Genomic DNA, 2427 nt, shown 5'->3' with positions numbered 1-2427 from the left:
GTACCGCACCGGCGACGTGGCGCGTTATCTGGCGAACGGCGACATCGAGTACCTGGGGCGCAACGATCAGCAGGTAAAAATCCGCGGCTTCCGCATCGAATGCGGCGAGATAGAGGCGGCGCTGGCGACGCACCCGGCGGTGCGCGAAGCGGTGGTGGATGCACGGGCGGTGGGCGACGACAAACGGCTGGTGGCGTGGGTGGTGCCGGCCGCGGACGTGGCGGAAGAGACGCTGGCGGGCGCGCTGCGGCAGCATGTGAGCGCGGCGCTGCCGGACTATATGGTGCCGTCGGCCTGGGTGGTGGTGGCGGCGTTGCCGCTGTCGCCGAACGGCAAACTGGATCGTAGGGCATTGCCGGAGCCGCAGGGGGCGCAGAGCCAGGCGGCGTATGAAGCGCCGCAGGGTGAACACGAAACGCTGCTGGCGGCGATCTGGCGCGAGCTGCTGAACGTGGAGCGGGTCGGCCGCCACGATAACTTCTTCGAGCTGGGGGGCCACTCGCTGCTGGCGGTGAAGTTGATGGCTCAGCTGCGGCGCGCTGGTTGGGGAGCGAACGTGCAGACGCTGTTCTCAACGCCGACGCTGTCGGCGCTGGCGCAGGCGATGAGCGCGCAAGGTGAGGTCGACATACCGGAAAACCGGATTTTACCGGGCGGGGCCTCCATTACGCCGGAGATGTTGCCGCTGGCGACGCTGAGCCAGCCGGAAATCGACGCGGTGGTGGCGCAGGTGCCGGGCGGTGTGGCCAACGTACAGGACATCTACGCCTTGTCGCCGCTGCAGGAGGGGATTTTGTTCCACCATCTGCTGGCGGAACGAGGCGACCCGTACCAGCTGTCTGCGGTGCTGCGTTTCGACAGCCGTGCGCGCCTGGACGCCTGGCTGGCGGCGATGCAGCAGGTGATCGATCGCCATGACATTCTGCGCACCGCGTTCATCACGCAGGGCATGTCCTCGCCGGTGCAGGTGGTGTGGCGCAAGGCTGAGCTGGCGCTGAGCGAGCGGCGTTTCGATCCGGCTGACGGCCCGATTTGGCGACAGCTGGCGGCCAGCTTTGATCCGTTGCAGCAGCGGCAGGATCTGACCCGCGCGCCGCTGCTCAACTTTACCGTCACGCAGGAGGAGGACGGCAGCTGGTGCGCCTTGCAGCAGTGGCATCATCTGATTGGCGATCACTCCACGCTGGCCTTCATGGAGCAAGAGATCGGCGAGATCCTCGCCGGCCGTGGGGCACAGTTGGGCGTCGCCCAGCCGTTCCGCAATGCGGTGGCGCAGGCGCGCCTGGCTCTCAGCGAGGCGGAGCACGAAAGCTTCTTCCGCGACATGCTGGCGGATATCAGCGAGCCGGTGCTGCCGTTTGGCCTGAGCGACGTGCACGGCGAAGGGCGGCAAATCGCCTGCCGCTACCAGGCACTCTCTTCGGCGCTAAACCTGCGGTTGCGGCGACAGGCGCGGCGGCTGGGCGTCAGCCTGGCCAGCCTGTGCCACCTGGCCTGGGCGCAGGTGCTGGCGAGCGTCAGCGGGCGAGACTCGGTCGTGTTCGGCACCGTATTGCTGGGGCGTCTGCAGGGCGGCGAAGGCGCGGAACGGGCATTGGGATTGTTTATCAACACGTTGCCGCTGCGTCTGGACATCGATCGGCGAGGCGTGGAGACGGCGGCAAGAGAGGCGCACGTGCGGCTGAGCGGGCTGCTGGCGCATGAACATGCGCCGCTGGCATTGGCGCAGCGCTGCAGCGGCGTCAGCCCTGGGGCGCCGCTGTTCAGCGCCTTGCTCAACTATCGCCACAACAACGGCGAAGCAGTGGCGTTGCCGGAAGGCGTCAGCTTGCTGAGCGCCGAAGAGCGCACCAACTATCCGTTCGTGTTATCGGTGGAGGACGGCGGCGATTCGCTGGGCCTGACGGCGCAGGTGACCGAGACGGTCGATGCCCAGCGGGTGTGTGACTATATGGTGCAGGCGCTGAGCTCACTGGCGCAAGCGCTGGAGCAGGCGCCGGAGACGCCGGTGTGTTCACTGGCGGTGGTGCCGGAGGCGGAACGCGAACTGCTGCTGCATGGCTGGAACCGCACCGAGCGTGACTACCCGCTGGATCAGACGCTGGCGGCGCTGTTCGAGCAGCAGGTGCGCCGCACGCCGGACGCCACCGCGCTGGTGAGCGGCGCGGAAAGCCTGAGCTACGCCCAGCTGAACGCCCGCGCCAACCGGTTGGCGCACGCGCTGATAGCGCGCGGCGTCGGCCCGGACAGCCGGGTGGCAGTGTGCGCCGAACGCGGCCTGAACATGGTGACGGCGCTGTTCGGTATTCTCAAGGCCGGCGGCGCCTATGTGCCGCTCGATCCGGCCTATCCGGGCGAACGCCTGCAGTACATCCTGCAGGATGCCGACCCGGTGCTGCTGCTGGCGGACGCCGCCGGCCGGGCGGC

Annotated in this window: 1 protein-coding gene; it reads left to right on the top strand. The window is 68.2% G+C overall.

Features of this window, described 5'->3' with window-relative positions:
• On the top strand, nt 1-2427 hold a 2427-nt coding region (locus ACJ8HB_RS24915; RefSeq protein WP_442522810.1), incomplete at both ends, for a condensation domain-containing protein.

The sequence above is a fragment of the Serratia sp. CY27727 genome (assembly GCF_052169275.1).
In the GTDB taxonomy this organism is placed as follows: Bacteria; Pseudomonadota; Gammaproteobacteria; order Enterobacterales; family Enterobacteriaceae; genus Serratia; species Serratia sarumanii.
The sequence above is the reverse complement of the archived record's forward strand: the minus strand, read 5'-3'. Positions and strand labels throughout refer to the sequence as shown.